This is a genomic window from Muriicola jejuensis (assembly GCF_010671595.1).
In the GTDB taxonomy this organism is placed as follows: domain Bacteria; phylum Bacteroidota; class Bacteroidia; order Flavobacteriales; family Flavobacteriaceae; genus Muriicola; species Muriicola jejuensis.
The window spans coordinates 1-1,188 of record NZ_JAABOP010000022.1 but is presented as its reverse complement, the minus strand read 5'-3'; the positions used below and the strand labels follow the sequence as shown (position 1 = coordinate 1,188).

At 37.0% G+C, this 1,188-nt stretch carries 1 protein-coding gene; it reads left to right on the top strand.

The window, feature by feature from the left end; genetic code table 11:
* Positions 1-132: 132 nt before the first annotated feature.
* Positions 133-927, top strand: a complete 795-nt coding sequence (locus GWK09_RS14880) for an SGNH/GDSL hydrolase family protein (protein WP_163694261.1) — start codon at positions 133-135, stop codon at positions 925-927.
* The last annotated feature ends 261 nt before the right edge of the window (positions 928-1,188 follow it).

Below are 1,188 nucleotides of genomic sequence, written 5' to 3'. Positions count from 1 at the left end.
GAACAACGGCTATAACCAAGCGTTTATTCCTGAGATTATTCTCTATTTGCTATCTTAGGGATTATAATAATCTTATGGAGAGATCAGGAAACTAACGCCTGGTCATAGCCGTCACCGTTGTAGACAATTAATATGAGAAACTCATTAATCACTTTATTTTTCATTGCAATTATATCAGTTAGTGGCTTCGCACAGGATTACCAATACATAGTGGCGTTCGGCGATAGTTTTACTGATAATGGTTATATAGATGGCCATGGTTTCAATAGGGATACAAATGGCCTTGTATGGATTGAATATCTCGCCGAAATGATAAATTGTCCAAATGTTGAAAATAGAGCCTGGGGTGGAGCAAGAACAGACAATGGTCATTATATGGGATTTGATTGGTCTGGCTTTAATTGGCAGGTTGATAAATACGACCTATCAACAAATCCAGAGGAAACACTATATACGATCTGGATAGGTGTAAACGACTATTGGGACAACAAAGAGGATCCTTCAAATTCAGTCGAAAATATAAGAGTAGGTCTCAATAAACTAATAGAAAAAGGAGGTAAACACTTTGTGGTTTTTAATAATTTTGACCTCACCCTATCGCTGGGATATGGACCAAATACTGATTATCATGGCTTAATACCAGTAGTCAAAGAACTAACAAAAGAATTTAACGCAGAGCTTTTCTCCATGCTCTATGATAAGACGGATGGATTGGTAAAACTAAATCCGGAGATCAAAGTCTATTTTATAGATATCTACTCATTTATGAACGATCTGGTCGCAAGTAATCAATACCATAATAAACCGTGGAAAGGCACCTATCAGTTTCCTGATCCAAATAAGTATTTATGGTATGATGAGTGGCACCCAATGACAAGCTGCCATAAATTGATTGGAGAACTGGTTCTTAAAGAAATGAAGAACTAGGCAAGTAAAATAACTGTCTACAACAACGCGTATAGCCCATGCCTCTTCTTTTACCCCAAAATTAATTACCTTTCAATTAAATTAATTTTCGTGTATCCTGGCCTTGAAAACAATCGGCACAGGCCATACACGAGACCGTTGTGTGCTATTTTTTGAAAATGAAAAAAAACCTCTTTTTTTACCTGATTGTTCTCTCTGCCATATCCCAAAGCCTGTTTTCTCAGACCTCAGAACAGGATTTGCCTTCAGAATTTGGAATCT